Origin of the sequence: Corallococcus sp. AS-1-12 (genome assembly GCF_020036995.1) — a bacterium.
GTDB lineage: Bacteria > Myxococcota > Myxococcia > Myxococcales > Myxococcaceae > Corallococcus.
This window is the reverse complement of sequence record NZ_JAIQDD010000010.1, coordinates 237,256-252,413: the sequence shown is the minus strand read 5'-3', so window position 1 is coordinate 252,413 and position 15,158 is coordinate 237,256. Positions and strand designations below refer to the sequence as shown.

Below are 15,158 nucleotides of genomic sequence, written 5' to 3'. Positions count from 1 at the left end.
GACGAGTTTCCACCCCTGAACGGTGGCGTTCCGCTCGACTTCTCAAATTACCGCAATAACTCGCCTTAGGCCAAGTCATGGCTGTCGATCGCGCTGAAACATGCGCGGGGCGGCGGGGGCGCCCCACGCGGATCAGCTCACGGCGCAATCAGTCATCGGGCTGTTCGGCGGAGACGGCCAGGTCGTCCGCGAAGGGCGGGAGCGCGGGACCCAGCGACTCGGACTGGACGAACACGGGGGTCTCCACCCTCAGGTCGGGGGGGTCCGCGAAGACGGGCTGGCGGCGCGGGGGGCCCTGGGTGACGAGCTTGCGGAAGTCCTCGAACTCGCGGCCCTGGATGCGGGTGAAGGCGTCGAACGGGGCCACCGCACCCACGGAGGACAGGGACTGGGACAACGCGTCTCCCCCGCCCTTCAGGTCCACCAGGACGGCGCCCGGCACCCGGGTGCTCTTGAAGAGGACCCGCATGTCCCTGGGCACGTGCGCCACCGGCACGAGCGCGGCCTCCGCGCCCTTGGCCTCCAGCATCTTCACCGCCGACTCCACGTTGGGCACCGGCACCAGCTTGAAGTGCTTCTGGGCATCCAGGTCGCCGCCCAGCACCACGTGGGAGACGAACTTGGGGTCCGAGGAGCCCGCGCCCTTGACCAGCGCCATGCGCTTGCCGGCGAGGTCCTTCACGGTGCCCTTCTGGAGGGAGATGATGGCCCAGCGCTGCTGCGTCTCACCGGCGCGCGGGGCGTACGCCACCGCCTCCGCCCTGGCGCCCAGTTGCACCGCGGCCCAGCCGTCCACCACGGCGAAGTCGATCTGCCCCTCCCCCACCGCCTTGGAGAAGTCCTCGTAGCGGCCGAAGCTCTTGGCGCCCACGGGGCGGCCCAGGCTGGCCTCCAGCTTCTGGGCGAGCGCCTCCGCGTACTGGAAGCGCTCCTGGCCATCCGACAGCGTGGTGGCGAGGAACACGCCCAGCGTGGCCTTCTTCGGCGCGGCGGAGGCGGGGCTGGCGACGGAAACAGCGAACAGCGCGGCGGCGAGCAGGAGGCTCCCCCGCGCGACAAGGGATGGCGTCTTCACGGCGTCTCCTCCGCGACCCCGGCGGCCGGCGTGACGCCCTGCGCGTCACCCAGTCCATAGAGGCCCTGCAGGCGGTCCTTCCATTCCCGCACCTGGGCGGCGCGGAGGCCCGCGCCGGAGGCCAGGTAGCGGCGCCAGGCGTCCACGGCCTCGGCGGGTTCATGCCGGCGCTCCTGCGCGTCGATGCCCAGGTTGAGCGAGGCGACGGGCACGGACGTCTCCAGGCGCTTCCACGTCGCGAGCGCCGAGCCGCTGTCGCCCTGGCGCCAGTCCACGCACGCCAGGTTGTGCTGCACCAGCGCGTCGTCCGGCGTCGCGGCGAGCGCGGCCTTCAGCGCCTTCTGGGACGCCTTCATGTTGCCGGAGGCGTACGCGAGCGCGGCCTCACGCCGCAGCAGCGCGCCGGTGAGGTTGCCCATCCACTTCGGCTGCCCGGGCATGGGCTTCTTCTGGGCGGCGGTGAGCAGCTTGCGCGAGGGCGCCACCTTGCCCTGGCGGTAGAGCACCCACGCGTCCGCGAGCGCGCGCGTGTTGGGCCACGCCCACTCCGGCGCGGGCGTGAGGGAGCGCTTGATGCCGGCGGTGGCCTCCGCGAACCGCCCCTCCTCCGCGCGCGTGAGCGCCCGGGCGAAGGCGGCCAGCTTCGCCAGGTCCGCGCGCTTGCCGGTGCCCAGGCGGTCCACCGCGTCCAGGTCCCGGTTCGCCGCGGCGGCGTCGCCCGCCTCCAGCTTCGCCAGGGCCCGGCGCACCAGCACACGGGGCAGGTTCGCCTCCGCCACCTTCGCGGCCGTCTTGGAGGGGCCCGCGTCCGTCAGCCGCTGCACGGCGGCGTCCACCTGGCCCAGCTCCACCTCCGCGAGCGCGGCGCCCGCGGACGCCTCCGCGCGCTGATCCGGCTCCTGCGTGGCCTCGCCGGACTGGGTGAACGCGGCGAGCGCTGCTTGAGGGTCGCCACCGCCCAGCCGGGCGTAGCCCAGCAGCAGGTGCTCGCGCCAGCTCACGCCCGGCAGCGTCACCGCGCCCTCCAGCACCTTGCGGGCCTCCGCGAACTGGTGGCTGTCCAGGAGCGCCGCGCCCAGCCGGCGGGCCATGGGCACGGAGCGGTCCAGGTCATACGCGCGGCGCAGGTCGCGCACGGCGTCCTCCAGGCGCTGGGTGCCGGCGCGGTCGCGCGCGCGGTGGGCCAGGGCCCGGGCCAGCCACTGCTTCGCGCCGGGGTGGCCGGGTTCGGCCTGGAGCGCGCTGCCGTAGTCCTCGATGGCCTGGTCCCACTGGCCGGTGGCGAAGTGATCCGCGCCCAGCAGCATGTGCCCCAGCGCCTGACGCGGGGCCATCTCCACCACGCGGCGGTGCACCTCCACCGCGCGCTGGTAGCGGCCGGCGCGGCGGTTGACGGAGCCCAGCGTCGCCCACAGCTCCAGGCTGCCGCCGCCCGACTTCACGGCGGACTCCAGGAACTGGATGGCCTCCTCGTGGCGCGCCTGCGCCTGGAGCGCCTTGCCCACGGCGATCTGCCCCATCAGCAGGCCCGGCTGCAGCTCCAGCACCTTGCGGAACTCCGCCTCCGCCTGCGCGGGCTGCTTCTGCGCGAGCCGCACGTCACCCAGCAACAGGTGCGCGGCGGGCGTGGAGCCCAGCTTCATCAAGGCGGTGGCCTGGAGGTCCGCGCGCGGCACGTCGCCCGCGGCGAGGTACAGGCGCGCGAGGCGCTCCTTCGGCTCCGCCACCTGCGGGAACTTCGTCACCAGCCGCTCCAGGAGCGCGCGGGACTCCGCGACCTTGCCTTCCATCTCCAGCACGGCCGCGAGGCCGATCTGCGCGGTCGCCGACTCCGCCCGGCCGGCCTGGGCCTTCTCGAACGAGGCGCGCGCGGCGGCCGCGTCCCGGCGGATGAGGTGCGCCTTGCCCAGCAGTTCGTGGATCTGGAAGTCGTTGCCCGCGAGCTTCTCCGGGCGCAGCACCAGGTAGCGCTGCAGCCGCGTCACGGCCCGGTTCCCGTCCTGGACGTACAGGTAATAGCTGGCCAGGTAGTAGTGGACGATGAGGTGGTCCGGCTGATCCGCGGCGGCCACCTGCTCCAGCACCGGCACCGCCTCCTGGAAGCGGCGCAGCTTGAAGTACGCGGTGCCCAGCGGGTACGCGAGCGACAGGTCCCGCGGGTTCTGCGCGAACACCGGCGCCAGGCGCGTCGCCGTGCGCTGGAAGTCCTGGAGCGCGTTGGCGGCGCTGCCCAGGCCCGCGGCGGCGAACACGGACTGCGGCTCCTGCGCGAGCGATTGTTCAAAGAGCTGGAGCGCCTTCTTGAACTTCTCCTCGGCCTCCTTCTTGTCGCCCTTCGCGAGCGCGGCGTTGGCGGACACGAGGACCTGCTCGCCCTGCTCCGTCATGCGCTGCGCCTCGGTGGCGGGCGGCGGGCGGAACTGGGCGAGCGCCGCCGGAGGGCCGGCCAGGGTGGCCAGCAGGGCGAGCGCGGTGGAGACGCGGCGCGGGGAGCGGATGAATGGGCGCATGCGGTTCGTCACGGCGAGGGGGCGGGGCTGAATTCGGCGACGATGACGGTGATGTCGTCGCGCTGGGGCTGACCGGCGCTGAACGCGCGCACGTCCGCGAGGAGCGCGTCGCGGAGGGCGTCGGCGGGGAGGTGGGCGTGGGCCTGGAGCGCGGCGGCCAGCCGCTGCGTGCCGTAGAGCCGGTTGGCGCCGTCGCGCGCCTCCGTGAGGCCGTCCGTGTACCAGACGATGATGTCGCCGGGGCTCAACTGCGCCTGGCGCGACGTGAACTGCGACGCCACGTTCGCGCCCAGCAGCGGACCGCGCGCCGGCAGCGACGCCATCTGCCGCGTGTTCCGGTTGTAGATGGCCGCCGCCGGGTGGGCGCCCGCCGCGTAGTCGATGCTGCCGCTGTACACGTCGATGACCGCGAGCGCGCTGGACATCTGGTGCTCACCGCGGCCCACGTTGGCCAGCGTCACGTTGAGCGCGGTGATGAGCATCTGCGCGTGCACCTGCGACGGCTCGCGCAGCGTCATGGCGGAGGCGAAGCCGCTGGTGGCGCTGGTGGCGACCAGTGACGTGGACAGGCCGTGGCCCGTCACGTCTCCGATGCCAATGACGACGCGCCGGTCGTCCAGCGCGGCGCGGAACCACCAGTCGCCGCCGCACGCGTCCGCGGGCACCACCAGCCCGGCCAGCCGCAGCGGCCCCACCGTCACGGCCTCGCGGCCCGGCAGGAGCGTCTCCTGCACCGTGCGCGCGAGCGACACCTCGCGCTCCAACTGCGCCTTGGCGCGCACGTCCTCCAGCAGGACCTTGATGCGCTCCGCCATGTGGTTGAACACCACGCCCAGCGTCGTCACCTCGCGGCCCGCGCCCGGCGCCGTGCCCGCGCGGGCGCCCAGGTCACCGGCGGCGAGCTGCATCACGCGGTGGGTGAGCACGCCCAGCGGCTTGGTGATGCGGCGGCTCTGGAAGGCGGCCAGCACGCCGGCCAAGACGACGAAGCCCACGCCCAGCCCCACGATGCGCAGCGTGTTGGCGCGCACCGCGGCGCGGTTGGTCTCCTCCAGCTCGTGGAGCTGCTTCTGCAGGTCCTCCAGCGAGTAGCTGATGACCACCACGCCCTTGCCGCCCTGCGAGCCGTAGTCGAGCGGCTCCTGGAACTCGAAGACGGGCTGGCCCTGGAAGAAGGCGCTGGCCCAGCGGCGCTCCGCGGTGCGGCCTCCGGAGGACTCGCCCAGCTTCGCGGCCGGGTCGCTGTCCGCGACGAGCTGCCCGTCCGCGTCGAACATCTGCACGCGCAGGATGTTGTGGTTGTCCGCGATGATGGAGCGCGCCACCTCCGTGAGGAACGCGTAGTTGTTGTCACGCAGGCTGGTGGCGGAGGTGAGCGCCAGCGTGTGGCTCACCGTCTGGCCCAGCTCGCGCGCCTGGGACTGGAGCCGCTGCGTGAAGCGGTCCGACGTCGCGGTGAGCTGCGCCTCCGTCGTCTTCGCGGACAGCGCGGCGAGCAGCCCCACGATGACGATGACCAGCGCGCCCGTGGTGAGCAGCAGCAGTTGATCCAAGCGAAGCCCGCGGATGGCCGCCACGTTGGGCAGCTCGCCGGCCTCCATGGGCGCGATGACCGTGCTCGTGGGCTCCACGGCCGGCAGCCCCAGCGCCCCCGTCAGCCGGGTGGCCGTGTGCTCCCCGCGCAGCGCGGTGAGCTCCCGGGAATGCGTGCCGGTGTACTCCGGAGGAGGAGGCGGGGTGCCGGGCGCCGCATCGGACGCATCAGGTGATTCGGGCACGGGGTCGAGGCGCGTGTTCGTACGGGACAAAGGCACACCTGGGGGAGCCCGCGTCGTGACGAACGCGGTCGGGGCGGGGCGGACTGTATCGCACTTCCTGATTGACGCGAGGAGTCCACCTGTCGGGCAATTCCTCGCGGGTGCTCCCTCCGCCGGCCCCTCAGCGGCCGTGCGATCAACCCGGACCGGGAGCGCTCCTGGAACAGCACGTCACGGGGCATGGATGAGTTCCGCTCATTGCCGCGTCGCGCCACCCCGGGGGCGGAAAGGTGCTGGCGAACACGGCGGCCAACAGGTCCTTGAGCCGGGAGGCCGCGTTCGGAGTATAGGGGCGTCCCTTTCTTTCCCTTCGAGGTCCTCCGCCCGTGTCACGGCCCCGGTTGATCAAAGAAAACTCCGCGCCGCTCTCCCTGCCCCGAGAGCAGCTCATCCGCATCCATGACCTGATGGTGAAGGCGCGCGTCCTGGAGGAGCGCCTGATCCAGATGTACAAGCAGGGCCACGGCTACTTCTGGATCGGCGGCCCCGGTGAGGAGGCGTTCAACGTCCCCCTGGGCATGCTGATGAAGGTCGGCGAGGGCCCGGCCTACGACTACCTGCACGCGCACTACCGCCAGTCCGCGACGCTGCTCGCCATGGGCGAGGAGCCCATCGGGGCGCTGCGGCAGATGAAGAACACGGCCACGGACCCCTACTCCGGCGGCCGCAACTTCGCGGGCCACTTCAGCCGGCGCTCGAAGAACATCGCGCCCGTCACCTCCCCCATCGAGGTGCAGTACGCCATCGCGCCGGGCACGGCCATGGCCCAGAAGCGCCACGGCGGCGACGGCATCAGCATCGTCACCGGCGGCGACGCGGGGACGGCCGAGGGCGATTTCGCCAGTTGCCTCATCTGGAGCAGCCGCCCGGCGAACCCGCTGCCCATCCTGATCATCGTCACCAACAACAAGTGGGGCATCAGCACCACCTCGGACGGCCAGCACGGCGAGACGAACATCGCGGACCGCGCGCGCGCCTTCAACATCCCGGCGAAGGTCATCAACGGCAATGATCCGGTGGAGTCCTACCAGGAGCTCCAGGCCGCGATGGACTACGTGCGCAAGGAGCGCAAGCCGTACTTCATCGAGGCGCGCGTGTCGCGCCTGTACGGGCACTCGTCCGCGTCCGGCGCCAACTTCGTGAACGAGGAGCAGGACTGCCTGCGCCTGTTCGAGGCGCGGCTGGAGCAGGAGGGCGTCCTCGACCGCAAGCAGATGGACGAGGCGCGCAACCGCTACACGGAGGAGCTGGCCGCCGCGGCGCGCACCGTGCGCGACGAGCCGCAGCCCTCTGGCGACTCCATCTGGGACCACATCTACGCGGAGAAGAAGTAACCATGGCGAACATGGCACAGGCCATCCGGATGGCCCTGCACTACGCGGAAGAGAACCTGGGCGTCACCGACATCTTCGGCGAGGACGTGGGCGCCCCGCTGGGCGGCGTCTTCACCTGCACGCAGGGCCTGAAGACGGCGTGGAACAGCCCCCTGGACGAGCGCGGCATCATCGGCACGGCCATGGGCCTGGCGATGGCGGGCCACCGCCCCGTCGCGGAGATCCAGTTCTGCGACTACATCTACAACACCATCGACCTGCTCAAGCTGGCGGGCAACACGCACTGGGCCACCAACGGGGACTGGGCGGTGCCCATGGTGGTGCGCACGCCCGTGGGCAGCGGCATCCGCGGGTCGCTGTACCACTCGCATTCCTTCGACGCGACGATGACGCACATCCCCGGCTGGAAGGTCGTCATGCCCTCCACGCCGCTGGACGCGTACGGCCTGCTCATCTCCGCGTGCCAGGACCCCAACCCCGTCATGTTCCTGGAGCCCAAGGCGCTGTTGCGCGTGAAGGGCGAGGAGCGCATCCCGGGCGAGCCCGACGACGACCGCGCGCTGTCGAAGATGATCGACGCGCCCCTGGGTGACCGCTCGCAGTGGAAGCCCCAATGGCCGCTGGTGGAGGCGTTCGCCATCCCCATTGGCAAGGGCAAGCTCGTGCGCGAGGGCACCCAGGCCACGGTCATCAGCTACGGCCGCACCATGCCCCTGTGCATCAAGGCCGCCGCGCAGTTGGCGGAGGAAGGCCTGAGCGTGGAGGTCATCGACCTGCGCTCGCTCTGGCCGTACGACTGGGAGATGATCAAGGCCTCCGTCCAGAAGACGGGCCGCGTGCTCTTCGTCAACGAGGACACCGAGGTCACCAACTTCGGCGAGCACCTGGTCCGGCGCACCGTGGAGGAGCTGTTCTACTCGCTGCTCGCGCCGCCCCGGCTGGTCGCCGGCAAGTTCGTCCCGGGCATCGGCCTGGCGGACGCGCTGGAGATGGCGTCCGTGCCGCAGCAGAACGACATCACCACCGCCCTGCGCTCGCTCTGCCGCGAGCAGCCGTAGGGCCGGCGCCGGTTCCGCCCCCACCGCAGAAAGACATCCGGGCCGCCGTTCCTCTTTGGAGGCCGGCGGCCCAGTCGTTAGAATCCCAACTTCCGTGTCCCAGCCCATCGTCCGCACCATGACCCCCGCCCCAGACGCCAACGCCTTCCGGATCCGCCGCGCGCGTCGCGGTGACGCCGAGGTCATGGCCCAGCTGCTGCGTGAGCTGGGCTACCCCCAGGGCACCGATCAGCAGACGGTGCACTGGGTCATCAGCCATCCGGAGATTGAGATCTTCGTCGCGGGAGACCCGCAGGACCGCGCGGTGGGCATGGTGTCCTTCTCCCACCGGCCGCAGCTTCGGCTGCGCGGGCGCGTGGCCACCGTGGACGAGCTGGTGGTGTCCGAGGGCTGGCGCCGCCGGGGCGTGGGCCGCGCGCTGCTCGCGCAGGTGGCGCAGCGGGGCAAGGTGCTGAGCGTGAAGCAGTTGCAGCTCATCGCCCCCATCAACGTCACCGAGGAGACGCGCGCCTTCTACCGGGCGTGCGGCTACGTGGAGGGTGACTCCGGGGTGTTCCGCCACTCGGAGTACGAGCCCCAGAAGTAGCGGCAGGGTGCCGCGAGGGCCCGGCGTCCTGGCCGGGCACCTCCCGCGGCGGATGCGGCTTCAGCGCTTGAAGCTCGCGACCACGCGGCGCAGGCGCTCGTGGTCCTCCTCGCTCACGTCGATGAAGCGCACGCCGATGGCCTCCGCCTCGTCGCGCACCCAGGCCACGACGCCGGTGAGGTGGAACTCCTCCCCGTCGATGACCATGGCCAGCCGCACCTGCGCGCCCACGTCGTAGGACTTGCGCGTGCGCAGGCACAGCCCGCCCGCGGACAGGTTCAGCGAGTAGGCCCGCAGCGCGCGCGCCGCGTCCTCCATCTGCTCGAAACGCACTTCGAACCGCGCCGCCACGCGCTCCTCGGCGCGGCGGTTCATGTACGGGTCTGGCTCCACCGGCCCATCCAACTTCGTGTTCATGCGCACCCTGACCCCCTCGGTTCTCAAACCGGAAGTGTCGGCTGGTTTCCAGGCCCGGTTCAAGGGCCCCCGGACAACGGAATGGCTCGTGTAAGTCCCAGGCTACTTCGACGCCAGGAGTTTCCGGATGAGTGCACGTCTCGTGTTGTTGGGTGGCGCCCTGATGCTGGGGCTGTGGGTGGCGGGCTGCGATGACGGCGGGACTGTCCGCCCGCCAACGGATGGCGGGACCACCCTGGATTCCGGGACCGACGCCGGAGATTCCGGGACTGTCGACGCGGGTGATGGCGGCGGCGGTGGAAGCTCCGACTTCGCGTGCAACGTGACGAAGCAGGAGGGCTGCGCCGCGGGACAGAGCTGTCTGTACACGGACCTGGCGGACGGCGGCACGGGCAGCCAGTGCTTCGCGGCCGCGTGCGACGTGGTCCGCCAGGACTGTCCGTCCGGACAGCGGTGCACGTACGTGGGCTCCGACGCCGGCACCACCGAGCGCCAGTGCGTCGCGGCGGGCACCGCCACGGAGGGCGCGCCGTGCACGCTGGCCGAGTCGCCTCCGGGCCAGACGTACGACACGTGCGCGGCGGGCCTGTACTGCAAGGACGAGTCGCAGGGCGACGGCGGCGTCGGCTTCTTCTGCCGCGAGCTGTGCCACGCGACCTCCGACTGCGGCACGGGCGAGTGCAACACCGTGCTGCGGCTGTCCGGCACGCGCGAGCTGCCGCTGGTGTGCGGCCCCGCGTCCGCGCGGTGCGATGCCTTCGCGCAGGACTGCGAGAGCCCGCTGGCCTGCTACCCGGCCGCCACCGGCTCGGTGTGCGCGGGCCAGGGGTCGCGGACGGAAGGCGCGGCGTGCGAGTTCAGCAACCAGTGTTCACGGGGCAGCACCTGCGTGATGACCGGCGGCGGCGGCGGCGCGTGCCGGACGCTGTGCCGCCTGCCCTCGGGCTCACCGGGGTGCGCGAACGGCGCGACCTGCCGGCCCATCAACAACAACGACGGCGACGTGGGGGCCTGCGTCCCGTAGGCAACGGATTGCCCACGGAAGGCAGCGCCCCGGCCCCGGGTGGCGAGCGCGCGGGTCCTCCAGGGGCCCGGCCCGCCACCGCGTGGGGGAAGTGCTGCGCCGTCCGCTCCCTGGCAGGGGATGTTCATGGCCCGCTGGGATTGGCGCGCGCCATGAATCCCCGGGTCGCCACGCGGGCACATCGTGCACATTGTCTTGCGCCGGGAGGTCGTGGGCATGGGTCTGAGGAAGGCGCTGCGCTGGGGGTGCTTCGGAGCCCTGGGCGTGCTGGTGGGGTGTGGAGGCATGGATGACGGCCGCTCGCCCGAGGAGCCCTCCGGGCAGGGCCGCACGGACGCGGAGGTGACCGCGCCCGCCGCCGAGGGGTCGGTGGAGGCCGCCCCCACGCTGACGCTGCATGACGGGCACCAGGTGCAGGCCACGCCGCCCGTGGCGCCCCTGCCCACGAAGTTCCAGCCCGCCTTCCACCAGTCGCTGCGCGAATCCGTCTCCGTGGGGACCTTCACCACGTACCGGCTCAAGGTCCCCCTGGGGCGCGCGGGCAGCCGCGTGCGCGTCACCTTCCGCTCCGGCGACGGCGGCCTGACGCTGCAGCGGGCCACGGTGGCGAAGGCGGGCAACAACGGCGCGCTGGACTCCGCTCCGGTGGCGCTCACCTTCGGCGGCCAGCCGGGCTTCACCACGGGCACGCGCACGCTGGTGACGTCGGATCCGGTCTCCTTCCCGGTGGGCTTCCGCGACGAGCTGGCCATCTCCTTCGAGGTGAAGGGCGCGCTGGGCAAGAGCCGCATCCAGGCGTTCCCGGACAGTTGGATGAAGGCCGGCGCCTACGCGACGACGCAGGGCGCGCTGGGCGGCCAGGCCTGGGAGTACGCCACGGGCGTGGCGACGGTGGACGTGGAGGGCGCACCGGGCCGGGCCTTCGTCGCCATTGGAGACAGCATCACGGAGGGCTACACGGGCACGTTCAACGACACGCGCAACGCGTGGCCGTCCCGGGTGGAGAAGCAGCTCGGGGTGCCGGTGGTGAACTCGGGCGCGTCCGGGCAGGGCTTCTGGGACGCGAACCTCCAACTGCCGCAGGAGGTGCTCTCCCTGCAGGGCGTCACCGACTGCATCGTCCTCTTGGGCGTCAACGACCTGGCCGCGGAGGGCATGACGGTGCCGAAGCTGCAGCAGCGCATGACGCAGTTGCTGGATCAGCTCCAGCCCATGTGCCGGCTGTGGGTGAGCACGCTGCTGCCCAAGGAGAAGATGGGCGCGGACGGCGGGGACTTCGAGCTGATGAAGGCCCAGCGCCACGAGTTCAACGCGTGGCTGCGCTCCCTGACGCGCGCGCAGCTCATCGACCTGGAGGCCGTGACGCGCCAGCCGGGCAACGTGGACCTCTTCATCGACGGGCTGGAGGTGGACGGCATCCACCCGTCCGTGGAGGGCCACCGCGTGATGGCGGACGAGGTGGCGCGCACCCTCAAGGCGAAGGGCGGCCTGTAGCGGCTGCCCGGCGGGAAAGCGCACGGAGGGTTGAATAGTTTCGGGTCCGCCGCGTCCTGGCCGTGTTCCCTGCCCCTTTCCACTCCCCGGAGCGTTCCCCATGCGCACCCTTCCCGCCGCCCTCGTCGTCGCCTGCCTCGCCCTGCCCTCGCTCGTCCACGCGTCCGCGCTGCGCTGCGACAACAAGCTCGTGTCGGAGGGGGCCTCGCAGACGGACGCGCTGGCCAAGTGCGGCGAGCCGGTGACGAAGCAGAGCAGGACGGAGTACGTGACCCAGAAGGTCAAGGAAGGGACGCGGGACCGGACGCGCTACGGCGAGGCCTCCACGGAGGTCACGACCTCCACGACCGTGGAGGAGTGGACCTACAACTTCGGGCCCCACCGGCTGATGCAGGTGGCCATCTTCCGCGACGGCCGGCTGGTGGACGTGCGCAGCGGCTCCTACGGCTACTGAGGCCCCAGCAGGCCGTGCTTCTGGAGGAGCGCGGCCAGCGCGGGCGGCGCGAGCATCCAGTCCTCGCGCGTGGGCACCCAGCGCACGGGGGCTCCGGCGGCGGCGAGCCTCGCGTTCACCTCCGCGATCATCGGGGCGAAGGTGGGCTGGGGCACCTCCCAGCTCCCCACGCCCGCCTGGACCTCCACGGCGCCGGGCTCCACGCGCACCGCGGGCTGGCCCTGCACCGGCTGGAGGGCGAACCCCGGCAGGTACGGCTGCATGGCGGCGGACAGGCGCTCCAGCAGCGTGGGGTCCTCGAAGGGGTGGGCGCCCTCCAGGTCGAAGAAGGTGGGCAACTGCGCCTGGAGCTCGTCGCGCAGCGGGTTGTCCCTGCTGTCGCGCCAGGCGTGCTCGGCCAGGACGCGGGCCTCGTGGGGGACGCGGATCTCCCAGCGCTCCAGGAGCGCGAGCAGCTCCGCCACGCGCTCCACCTCCTCCCAGGGCGGCTCCACGCGCGTGAGCCAGGCCACCTCCGACACCGTCTGGCCCCGGCGAAGGCCCGTCACCCGGTCCCCCTTGCGGAGCTGGAAGGGCGGCGCCTGGGTGAACTCCGGATCCGGATAGAGGGCGGTGTGCAGCAACCCCGTGCCCTCTTCCGGGCGCACGCGCGCGAAGCCGTGCTTGGGGTTGATCTCCTCCACGACGAACGTCTCCTGGGCCATGGTCTCTTCTCTAACCGGTGTTCCGCATGCCCGCAGCGATGCCGTTGAGCGCCAGGAGGAGCGGCCGGTCGCACTCCGCGTCCCCGTCCCGCTTGCGCTTGAGCAGCTCCACCTGGAGGAAGGACATGGGGTCCACGTAGGGGTTGCGCAGCGCGATGCTCCGCTGGAGCTGCGGGTTGTTGTCCAGAAGCTTCGCCTCGCCCGTGAGCGACTTCACCGCGCGGCGCGTGCGCGAGTGCTCCTGCTGGATGCGCAGCCACAGGGGCCGCGTGGCCGCGGGGGCCAGCTTCGCGTACCGCGCCGCGATGGCCATGTCCGTCTTGGCCAGCACCATGGTCACGTTGTCGATGACCGCGCGGAAGAAGGGCCACTCCTTGTACATGCGCTGCAGGAGCGCCGCGCCCTCCGGCGTGGCCGCGGACTCCTCCAGCGCGCTGCCCACGCCGTACCAGGCCGGGAGGATGGCGCGCGTCTGCGTCCACGCGAAGCTCCAGGGGATGGCGCGCAGCGTGTCCAGCCCGCCCGCCTTGCGCTTGCTGGGGCGCGAGCCGATGGGCAGCGCGGAGATTTCATCCACCGGCGTGCCCTTCATGAAGAACTCCACGAAGCGCGGGTCCTCCCAGACGAGCGCGCGGTACGCCTTGCGGCCGGACTCCGCCAGCGCGTCGAAGGCGGCGCGGAAGGCGGACTCGTCCTCCGGCGACGGGCGCGGCTGCGCGTCCAGCGTGTGCAGCAGCACGCCGCCCACCACCAGCTCCAGCGTGCGCTGGGTGAGCTCCGGGCGCGCGTACTTGTGGTCCATCGCCTCGCCCTGTTCGGTGGCCTTGTAGGCGCCGGCCACCGTGCCCGGCGGCAGCGCGAGGATGGCCGTCTGGGCGGGGCCGCCGCCGCGCGCCACCGTCTCCCCTCGGCCATGGAACAGGCGCAGGGGCACGTCGTGCTCATCCGCCACCTGGGTGAGCGCCACCTGGGCGCGGTACAGCGCGGCGCTCGCGGCGAGCAGGCCCACCTCCTTGCCGGAGTCGCTGTAGCCCACCATCACCTCCTGCACCCCACGGCCCTTCAGGTGCTGGCGGTACTCCGGGTGCGCGAAGAGCTGGCGCAGCACGTCCGGGCCGCCGTCCAGCGCGCCCAACTGCTCGAAGAGGGGCGCCACGTCCACGGTGGCGCACTGCCGCGCCGGGTCCCAGAGCCCCGCGTGCTTCAGGCACTGGAAGGCCGCCAGCACGTCGGCCGCGGTGGAGGCCATGGAGAGGATGAGCGTGCGGCAGACGGACTCGCCGCCCTCGTCCTGGCCCTCGCGCAGCTTCGCCAGCACCTCCAGGAGCCGCTTGCCGCCTTCGGTCGGGGCCGGTCCGCCGTGGAAGGACGCCGCCGCGCTCACCGCGTCCTCCGCGGGGGCCCGCACCTCCAGCTCGCCCAGGCCCAGGCCCAGCGCGCGGACGCGCTCGGACATGCGGCGCACCTCGCGCAGGCCCGCGTGCTCCGCTCTCGCCGCGAAGAGCGACCGCTCCAGCACCGCCAGGTCATCCCCCAGCGCCTCCGGTGAACGGTACGCCCCGGCCGGCAGCGTGGACTCCCTCCCCTCGCGCCGCGCCAGCACGTGCTCCAGCGCCAGCGTCAGCCGCTCCTCCATGAAGCGCAGCTTGCGGCGCCACGGCTCGCCCAGCGTGCGCGGCCCCTGCTGCCTGGCCACCTCCGGCAGCGCCTTCGCGTCCTCGTCCAGCGAGCGCTCCAGCTCCTGCGTGGGGCGCGCGTGCCGCTCCGACTGCGACAGCATCCCGCCCAGCCGCTCCACGTCGCGCAACAGCAGCCGCAGCCCCCGGGCGCGGTGCGCGCGCAGCGTGTCCGCGAACACCTCCGGGGTCACCAGCGGGTTGCCGTCCATGTCGCCGCCCACCCAGGAATGCACGCGCACGGGCGTGTCCAGCGCGCCCAGGGGCTCGCCGTAGGCGCGCTCGAAGGCCCAGTCCAGCGCCTCCGGCAGCCGGGCCACCGGCTCCGACAGCATCTCCTCCACGTACCAGTGGACGTTCTTCACCTCGTCGCCCACCGTGGGGCGCTCGCGGCGCAGCTCGTCCGTCTGCCACAGCGCGGTGATCTCCTCGCGCATGGCCGTGAGGTTCGCGGCGGACTCGCGCGGGGTGAGCGCGCAGCGGTCGCGCTCCTCCAACAACTGCGCCAGCCGGTAGAGCTTCTCCAGCAGCGTGCGGCGCACCGCCTGGGTCGGGTGCGCGGTGAACGTCAGCGTCACCTTCAGCGTCCCCAGCGTCTCACGCACCTTGTCGGCGCTGACGCCCGCGGCCTTCAGCGTCAGCAGCGTCGCCTCCAGCGACCCCTTCTGGGGCCGGGCGGAGGTGGGGCTCGCGTGGGCCCGCGCGCGGCGGATGCGGTGGTGCTGCTCGGCCAGGTTCACCAACTGGAAGTAGACGGAGAAGGCGCGCAGCACCGGCTCCACCTGCTCAGAAGGCAGCCGCCGCAACACCGCCGCCAGCTCCGCCGCCGCGGCGCGTCGTCCGGCCACCGGCCCCCGCCGGCGCTGGATGGCCAGGTGGCGGACCTCCTCCTCCTTGTCGAACAGGGCCTGCCCCTCCTGTTCCACCAACACCTCACCCAACAGCCGGCCCAAGAGCCGGACATCCCGCCGCAGCGGGGGATCCACGGGACGTGTACGCGCCATCACGG

At 72.3% G+C, this 15,158-nt stretch carries 12 protein-coding genes; 6 read left to right on the top strand and 6 right to left on the bottom strand.

Features of this window, described 5'->3' with window-relative positions; all coding sequences use genetic code 11:
• Positions 1-148 precede the first annotated feature (148 nt).
• From K8556_RS19125 to K8556_RS19115, 3 genes are read right to left on the bottom strand one after another with little or no spacing between them, the layout of a single operon-like run.
• On the bottom strand, positions 149-1,075 hold the full coding sequence (locus K8556_RS19125; RefSeq protein ID WP_223741497.1) for a PhnD/SsuA/transferrin family substrate-binding protein: 927 nt from the start codon (positions 1,073-1,075) through the stop codon (positions 149-151).
• A complete protein-coding gene (locus K8556_RS19120; protein ID WP_223741496.1) occupies positions 1,072-3,585 on the bottom strand; it encodes a tetratricopeptide repeat protein in 2,514 nt (837 codons plus the stop codon). Before K8556_RS19120 ends, K8556_RS19125 begins: the two co-directional genes overlap by 4 nt.
• Before the next feature lie 8 nt (positions 3,586-3,593).
• Positions 3,594-5,393 (bottom strand): PP2C family protein-serine/threonine phosphatase, encoded by a 1,800-nt coding sequence (locus tag K8556_RS19115; RefSeq protein ID WP_223741495.1) that lies wholly within the window; start codon positions 5,391-5,393, stop codon positions 3,594-3,596.
• A gap of 335 nt (positions 5,394-5,728) precedes the next feature.
• On the opposite strand from K8556_RS19115, the gene K8556_RS19110 reads away from it, so the two are divergent.
• From K8556_RS19110 to K8556_RS19100, 3 genes are all read left to right on the top strand, one after another.
• Positions 5,729-6,736: a thiamine pyrophosphate-dependent dehydrogenase E1 component subunit alpha gene (locus K8556_RS19110; RefSeq protein ID WP_223741494.1), complete on the top strand. Its 1,008-nt coding sequence runs from the start codon at positions 5,729-5,731 to the stop codon at positions 6,734-6,736.
• A gap of 2 nt (positions 6,737-6,738) precedes the next feature.
• Positions 6,739-7,794 carry an alpha-ketoacid dehydrogenase subunit beta gene (locus K8556_RS19105; RefSeq protein WP_223741493.1) on the top strand — a complete coding sequence of 352 codons (1,056 nt, stop codon included), beginning with the start codon at positions 6,739-6,741 and terminating at the stop codon, positions 7,792-7,794.
• Between the two features lie 184 nt (positions 7,795-7,978).
• Positions 7,979-8,380, top strand: a complete 402-nt coding sequence (locus tag K8556_RS19100) for a GNAT family N-acetyltransferase (RefSeq protein ID WP_167594432.1) — start codon at positions 7,979-7,981, stop codon at positions 8,378-8,380.
• A gap of 60 nt (positions 8,381-8,440) precedes the next feature.
• Here K8556_RS19100 and K8556_RS19095 read toward each other — a convergent pair whose 3' ends face one another.
• On the bottom strand, positions 8,441-8,797 hold the full coding sequence (locus K8556_RS19095; protein WP_223741492.1) for a TIGR02266 family protein: 357 nt from the start codon (positions 8,795-8,797) through the stop codon (positions 8,441-8,443).
• Between the two features lie 127 nt (positions 8,798-8,924).
• On the opposite strand from K8556_RS19095, the gene K8556_RS19090 reads away from it, so the two are divergent.
• From K8556_RS19090 to K8556_RS19080, 3 genes are all read left to right on the top strand, one after another.
• On the top strand, positions 8,925-9,821 hold the full coding sequence (locus tag K8556_RS19090) for a hypothetical protein (RefSeq protein WP_223741491.1): 897 nt from the start codon (positions 8,925-8,927) through the stop codon (positions 9,819-9,821).
• 216 nt (positions 9,822-10,037) lie between these two features.
• Positions 10,038-11,315: an SGNH/GDSL hydrolase family protein gene (locus K8556_RS19085; protein ID WP_223741490.1), complete on the top strand. Its 1,278-nt coding sequence runs from the start codon at positions 10,038-10,040 to the stop codon at positions 11,313-11,315.
• Positions 11,316-11,415: 100 nt separating this feature from the next.
• Complete coding sequence (locus K8556_RS19080; RefSeq protein WP_223741489.1) at positions 11,416-11,769, top strand: DUF2845 domain-containing protein; 354 nt, start codon at positions 11,416-11,418, stop codon at positions 11,767-11,769.
• Here K8556_RS19080 and K8556_RS19075 read toward each other — a convergent pair.
• On the bottom strand, positions 11,763-12,473 hold the full coding sequence (locus K8556_RS19075) for a hypothetical protein (protein ID WP_223741488.1): 711 nt from the start codon (positions 12,471-12,473) through the stop codon (positions 11,763-11,765). The two genes, K8556_RS19080 and K8556_RS19075, sit on opposite strands and share 7 nt — an antisense overlap.
• Positions 12,474-12,483: 10 nt before the next feature.
• A complete protein-coding gene (locus tag K8556_RS19070; protein ID WP_223741487.1) occupies positions 12,484-15,153 on the bottom strand; it encodes a phosphoenolpyruvate carboxylase in 2,670 nt (889 codons plus the stop codon).
• Positions 15,154-15,158 lie beyond the last annotated feature (5 nt).